The following is a 6,642-nucleotide window of genomic DNA, read 5'->3' on the forward strand; positions in this document are numbered from 1 at the left end:
GCGTTCAAATGGTGCAGTTTTTTTGTATTAAACTTCTAAAATCAACATAGAAGCGCTACACCAGCGTGTTTCTGGTTATACAGATTGCCAGAAACGCCGTTTACAGGGAATGGGGCAAATTTAAGGTTATTGCAAAGAGGACTGCCAGAGAAAGCACCCCCTCATGAACGAGGGCTGTGAATAGAAATATTTTTTTATAAATTTTATAATATTGCATTGACATATAATATTATATGTCGTATAGTATAAACATACTATATGATATATAATATAGTGTGGACGATAATATTATATAAGAATAGGAGCATGAATATGGTATTCAATACAGGAGCGGCCCTTCTGGATGCGATTGTACTGGCAGTGGTATCGAAGGATGGGGAAGGAACGTATGGGTATAAGATCACCCAGGATGTCCGCAGTGCGATTGAGTTGTCGGAATCGACTTTGTATCCCGTGCTCAGGCGTCTGCAGAAGGAAGAATGTCTGGAAGTTTACGATTTGGCAATTGATGGGAGAAACCGCAGATATTATAAGATCACCGAAAAGGGAAGAGTCCAGTTGAATCTCTATAAGGGAGAATGGGGAAGCTATTCCCAGAAGATATCCAAAATATTCGAGGAGGCAGTATGATGAACAGAGAGATATTTATGAAGGAATTAGAATATCTGCTTCAGGATATCCCAGAGGAAGATAAGGCGGATGCTTTAGACTATTACAGAGATTATTTGGAAGAGGCTGGGGAAGAGAATGAAGAGGCAGTGATTAAGGAGTTCGGCAGTCCGGAGCGAATCGCGGCGATCATCCGTTCGGATTTGACCGGAAACCTGGAGGAAGGCGGAGAATTTACAGAGAATGGGTATCAGGATGAGCGGTTTAGGGATCCTAACTACCAAATGACTCAACGGTATGACCTGCCGGAAGTCCAGAGCAGTACGCAGGATTACAGTACGAAACCGGAGAGGAACAGCCATTCAGGCATGAACCAGGTGCTGAAGGTCATTTTGTGGATTGTGCTGATCTGTGTGGCGGCTCCCGCGGCGCTGGGGATTGGAGGCGGAATATTGGGAGTGGTATCAGGGCTGGCCGCCGCCTTCCTGACGATTATCGTTTTAGTGGGCGTAATCACCCTGGTGCTGTTTATAGGGGCAATTGCCTGTGGCGTTGGAGCGGTTATCTTGTTGTTTTCCAACCCGGCTGCGGCATTTTTGTTTTTAGGTATTGCGGTTCTGCTGGCCGGCCTCACACTTTTAAGCGTGGTGGTATGTATCCTGTTTTATGGAAAGTTTCTTCCTTTCCTGTTCAGAAGCGTAACGGACGGCATCAGCAGACTGGTTCACAGAGGGATCAAACGGTAGAGAAGGAGGGCAGTTATGAAGAAATTGATTAAAGTTTGTCTGATCACCGGTATTATCTGTGTTTTTATCGGAGGCGGTATTACGGCAGCAGCGGCAGTGATGGGCGGCGCCATGGCGATGGGGAATTATGAAAAGTCTTACTGGTGGAGTGACCATTGGCTGGATGCGGTGGATCACGGGCTGGACGGTTTGGATGAGAAGATGGATGAACTGGGCATACGGCATGAAGAGGTTACCCGTGTGGCTGTTGAGGACGTCAGGATGACATTTTCAGATGTAAGGAATCTCGATCTGGAAGCGGGAGCGGGGAATATCAAAATTGTGGAAGATGACACGGGCGGAGAGGTTTACGTTGATTTGGAAGATGATACATTTTACCAATGTTACCTGGAGCATGACACATTGAAACTTAAAATGGATAAGAGCCGCAGATGGGTCAATCTTAAAAACGATGACCTGAGAGGGAATGTGACCATTACCATACCGGCGGACTATACATTTCATGAAGTGGATTTGGAGATCAAAGGTGGGAATTTTGAGGCCGAAAGGATAAATGCGGATTCTCTTGAGATCGAGGTTAAGGCAGGGGAACTGGTGATTTCAGATGGGAAACTGGGCACGCTGTCGGCTGAAACCAGCGCAGGCTCTGTTTACTGCCGGGCGGAGGTGTCAGGAAATGTTGATGCAGAGTGCAAAGCGGGATCGATTGAATTTCTTCTGTCCGGTAAAGAAGAGGATTATAATTATGATCTGGAGTGCCGCGCAGGCAGTATGAAGGTTGGAGATGCGGTTTATGAAGGTATGAAGTTTGAAAAAACAGTTGATAACGGCGCAGGCAAACGGGCAGAACTGGAATGCTCGGCCGGAGAGATTATTATAGGCTTTGAATCATAGAATCAATGCCTGGAAGCCTTTACTATTATAGAATAACAAGCCGTTTGCGGCGGAAGGAGAAAAGATATGGAACCTAAGAAATTATATCGTTCAACGAGAGATAAGATGTTATGCGGAGTTTGCGGAGGAATTGGAGAGTATTTTAACATAGATGCTACCATTATCCGTCTGGTGTGGGCGATTCTGGCCTGTTCGGGGACCGGGATCCTGGTTTATTTCATAGCCGCCATCATTATCCCTGTTGAACCGGATTACAAGTAAGGATATGGTTCCTTTTATCGATCAGGTGTGAAATCCATTGCAGTGGAAATCCCCTGTTAAAATTGAATAGGCGGATCAAAAACGGGTATACTCCATTCGAAGCGTATTATAAACAGCGCTTAATGAAAGGAGTATACCCGTTTATTATGACTAAAAAGAAAAATGAGGAGCCATTTGACCCGAAAAATATGAAACCGGAAGATAAATTGAAGTTTGAGATCGCAACAGAGCTGGGGCTTGATGATAAGGTGATTAAAGAGGGCTGGAGAAGCCTGACTGCAAAGGAAAGCGGCAGAATCGGCGGTCTTATGACGAAAAGAAAGCGTGAAATGAAAAAAGAGGCACTGGAAAAATCGGTTTAATTGATTACAAGTTGCATGTACATGAAAAATCTCATATAATTGAGAGGAGCGCCGGCCGGAATGCTGTTGTCAGCCATTTGGCCGGCTGCAAAAGTCTGCAAGACGGCATGGAGGATTAGGATGAAGCTGGAAATCATTAGCTTTACGGAACAAGGAGCCGGGTTATGTGCCAAACTGCTGACGGCGTTTCGCAGTCGTGGGGAAGAATGCCGGGGATTTATTCTTGGAAGATATATGAAGCAGGAGTATGAGGATGCCGGTCTGGAAAAGGTTTCCGCCACGCTGACGGAATGGACAAAAGAAGCATTTCTTTCAGCGGACGGGGTGATTTTTATAGGCGCGGCAGGGATTGCGGTGCGTGCCGCTGCGCCTTACATAAAGAGCAAGGCTGAAGATCCGGCTGTGGTGGTCATAGACGCGGGAGCTTCCTTTGCAATATCGCTGTTATCCGGCCATTTGGGCGGAGCCAATGATTTGGCGAGGACGGCCGCCAAAATTACAGGGGCTGTCCCGGTTATTACGACGGCCACAGATGTAAACGGCCGCTTTGCGGTGGATGAATTTGCCAGGAAAAATGGTCTGCTGCTGACGGATCTCTACAAGGCCAAACGGATTTCCGCTGATATTCTGGATGGCAGGCCAGTTGGTTTTTTTAGTGATTTTCAAACCGTGGGCCAGCTTCCCGATGGGCTGGAAGCGGATCAATGGACGGAGAACCGGATTCTCGTTACATATAAGGACCAAAAAGAGGAAGGCGGTCTTTTGCTGGTTCCCAAATCCGTGGTTATCGGCATCGGGTGCAGGAGAGGAACCGGAGAAGCGGAAATCGCAGAGCGGGCTAAATGCCTGCTTGAGGAAATGAACATCTCTAAGTCTGCGGTTGCTGCTGTGGCGAGTATCGATTTAAAACGGGATGAGGCCGGTCTGCTGGCATTTGCAGAGCAGATGGGGGTTCCAGCGGTTTTTTTTACGGCGGAAGAACTGAGCGCTGCCCAAGGCAGTTTTGAGGAGTCTGAGTTTGTGAAAAAGACAACGGGAGTCGGCAATGTGTGTGAACGGGCTGCTGCGCTGGCTTTGGCGGAAGACGGACAGAATGAACTGCTGGCGGGAAAGCGGTCAGGCGGAGGGATTACGATGGCTCTTGGCCTGATCAGGCGGAAGATCAGATTTGAAGGAGGAACCAGTGAAGGAGTTTAAAAGTTATCCCAGGATTATGCTGGCGGCAGTGTCGAGCGGGAGCGGTAAAACAACAATTACCTGCGGACTTTTGCAGGCGATGATAAACAGGCGCATAAAATGCGTGTCATTTAAATGCGGGCCGGACTATATTGATCCGATGTTTCATAAATATGTTCTTGGGGTGCCGGGCGCCAATCTGGACAGTTATTTTTTGACGAAAGAGCAGATAAGAGATCATTTTACCGATACGGCGGCAGATGCGGATTTATCTGTGATCGAAGGCGTGATGGGATATTATGACGGGTTGGCAGGAACCAGCGTCAGCGCCAGCTCCTATGATATAGCTGGAATCACCGATACCCCGGTCATTTTAATCGTGAACGGGAAAGGGGCCAGCCTGTCCCTAATACCGGTAATCAAAGGCTTTTTGGAGTATGTGCCGGATTCCAGGATCAAAGGAGTTATTCTGAACCGGACCACGAAGGAGATGGCAGCCAGGCTGACGCCCCTGATAGAAAAACTGGGGGTTTCTGTAATCGGATACATCAGAAACAATGAGGAAATGAACCTGGACAGCCGCCATCTGGGGCTTGTTATGCCTCAGGAATATGAGGATTTAAGGGACAGGATTGACAGGATTGCAAAGGAACTGGAAGAGACGCTGGATCTGGATATGTTATTAAAGACTGCATCGGAAGCGCCGCCTCTTCCAAAAGATAACACAAGCGGAAAACGCGCGGCCATGGCTGAGGTGAAAATCGGCGTGGCCCGGGATGAGGCCTTCTGTTTTTATTACCAGGAAAATTTAAAGCTTTTACAGGAACTTGGGGCGGAGCTGATTGAATTCAGCCCCCTGAGGGATCATGCGCTCCCCAATGGCCTGGATGCTGTTTTGCTGGGGGGAGGGTATCCGGAACTCTATGCGAAACAATTGTCGGAGAATCAGGGGATGCTGGAAAGTATGCGTGCTTCTGTTGAAAACGGAATATTTCTGCTGGCAGAGTGCGGAGGCTTTTTATACCTTCATGATACTCTGGAAGGGAGCGACGGGGCCTGTTACCCCATGCTTGGCATCATCCATGGAGACGCATACAGGACAAAGCGGCTGTCGCGTTTCGGATACATTGAACTGTCTGATAATACAGGCAGGATAAAGGCGCATGAATTTCATTATTGGGACAGCACTTCGCCGGGGGATGGCATGACGGCGGTCAAGCCGCTGAACGGCAGAACGTGGCATTGCATCCATAAAGGTGAACATATGATAGCGGGATTTCCGCATCTTTATTACTCGTCAAACCGGGAAATGGTTAAAAAATGGATCGATCAATTGAGAAAGGGGACATCATAATATGGCAGTTACTTGTAAAGAAGCGAGGGAACGGCTGGGCAGACGGCCAAAAGCAAAATTGGGCTTTTTTCCAACTCCGTTTTATAAACTGGAGAACCTGTCTGAAAAGCTGGGAGTGAATTTATACATAAAGAGGGATGATTTTACGGGAATGAGCCTGTTCGGGGGGAATAAAATCCGCAAACTGGAGTATTTGATAGGAGAAGCGGTGGAACAGGGCTGTGATTATGTATTCACTTACGGTGCGACCCAGTCCAACCATGCGATGCAGACTGTGACGGCCTGCCGCAGGTACGGCCTTCATCCGGTCATATATCTGGTTGCCATTGTAAAGCCGGATGAAGAGGATATCCGTTCCAACCTTCTGCTGGACAGGATTATGGGGGCGGAAATCCACATTGTTGAAATGCTGGAGGGAGAAACAGAGGCGGATGCGGAGGAGCGTTCTTTTGTTATGGCCAGGGAGCACATAGCCAGACTGGAAAAAGAAGGCCATAAATGCTATGACGTGCCCATGGGTGGTGCCAGCCCTGCGGGTTCTCTGGGATTTGTGGAAGGGTTTGTGGAGCTGGAAGAACAACTGGAACAGATGAACCTGAAAATGGATTACATTTTCCATGCGACCGGAACAGGCGGGACCATGGCGGGATTGGCGGCAGGTAAAAAACTTGTGGGATCCGCAGCAAAAATCATCTCAGTCAACGTGAGTGAAAAAAACAGCGGATATCCGGCCAAATGCGCGGAATTGGCAAATGATAGCCTGAAACTGATTGGAACGGAACGTCTGGTTGATGAAAAGGAAGATATTCATACGGACCTGAATTATTACCTTCCAGGTTATGAAATCCCCAACCAAGGCGCAACGGAAGCCATCCGCATGCTGGCCCGGGAAGAAGGCCTGTTTTTAGACCCGGTATATACAGGAAAAGCCTTTGCCGGTTTAATTGATTATATCCGCACCGGAAAGGTGGAACAGGGAAGTAATGTGATGTTCTGGCATACGGGAGGAGCTACGGCTTTGTTTGCGGAGAAGGAGATTTTGGGGGAAGTGGCTGGGGAGGAATAAAATTGGGGGTTAATTAGTGAACGTTACGCAGAAAAGCGGGACGAGGGGACGGAGGGGATGGTTGGATGGGGCGGGCCAAGGGGCATCCTTCGGGGATGAAAACCAGCTTCCAACCGTAAGTGAAACTAAGGCTCCAGGGATGGAAAAAGACGGTCCGATGCCCATTCACGGTAA

The 6,642-nt window shown here is 48.2% G+C and carries 8 protein-coding genes; all 8 read left to right on the forward strand.

The features are described 5' to 3' along the window. Nucleotides 1–312 precede the first annotated feature (312 nt). The 8 genes from GPL15_RS26305 to GPL15_RS26340 all read left to right on the forward strand — a co-directional run bounded on the left by GPL15_RS26305 (nucleotide 313) and on the right by GPL15_RS26340 (nucleotide 6,468). Nucleotides 313–630, forward strand: a complete 318-nt coding sequence (locus GPL15_RS26305; RefSeq protein ID WP_215701639.1) for a PadR family transcriptional regulator — start codon at nucleotides 313–315, stop codon at nucleotides 628–630. Further along, the gene (locus GPL15_RS26310; RefSeq protein WP_346345049.1) at nucleotides 627–1,355 is read left to right on the forward strand and encodes a DUF1700 domain-containing protein; all 729 of its coding nucleotides are present in this window, start codon (nucleotides 627–629) and stop codon (nucleotides 1,353–1,355) included. Before GPL15_RS26305 ends, GPL15_RS26310 begins: the two co-directional genes overlap by 4 nt. Nucleotides 1,356–1,370: 15 nt before the next feature. Further along, nucleotides 1,371–2,249 (forward strand): DUF4097 family beta strand repeat-containing protein, encoded by an 879-nt coding sequence (locus GPL15_RS26315; protein ID WP_215701640.1) that lies wholly within the window; start codon nucleotides 1,371–1,373, stop codon nucleotides 2,247–2,249. A 66-nt stretch (nucleotides 2,250–2,315) separates the two neighbouring features. Beyond that, nucleotides 2,316–2,510 (forward strand): PspC domain-containing protein, encoded by a 195-nt coding sequence (locus GPL15_RS26320; protein WP_215701641.1) that lies wholly within the window; start codon nucleotides 2,316–2,318, stop codon nucleotides 2,508–2,510. Nucleotides 2,511–2,656: 146 nt separating this feature from the next. After that, the gene (locus tag GPL15_RS26325; protein ID WP_215701642.1) at nucleotides 2,657–2,872 is read left to right on the forward strand and encodes a small, acid-soluble spore protein, alpha/beta type; all 216 of its coding nucleotides are present in this window, start codon (nucleotides 2,657–2,659) and stop codon (nucleotides 2,870–2,872) included. A gap of 120 nt (nucleotides 2,873–2,992) precedes the next feature. Further along, on the forward strand, nucleotides 2,993–4,069 hold the full coding sequence (locus GPL15_RS26330; RefSeq protein WP_215701643.1) for a cobalamin biosynthesis protein: 1,077 nt from the start codon (nucleotides 2,993–2,995) through the stop codon (nucleotides 4,067–4,069). Next, nucleotides 4,056–5,402, forward strand: a complete 1,347-nt coding sequence (locus GPL15_RS26335) for a cobyrinate a,c-diamide synthase (protein ID WP_346345050.1) — start codon at nucleotides 4,056–4,058, stop codon at nucleotides 5,400–5,402. The genes GPL15_RS26330 and GPL15_RS26335 overlap by 14 nt, the downstream gene beginning before the upstream one ends. A gap of 1 nt (nucleotide 5,403) precedes the next feature. Continuing rightward, nucleotides 5,404–6,468, forward strand: a complete 1,065-nt coding sequence (locus tag GPL15_RS26340; RefSeq protein ID WP_215701644.1) for a D-cysteine desulfhydrase family protein — start codon at nucleotides 5,404–5,406, stop codon at nucleotides 6,466–6,468. Nucleotides 6,469–6,642 lie beyond the last annotated feature (174 nt).

This window comes from Clostridium sp. MCC353, assembly GCF_018785315.1.
GTDB lineage: Bacteria > Bacillota > Clostridia > Lachnospirales > Lachnospiraceae > CHH4-2.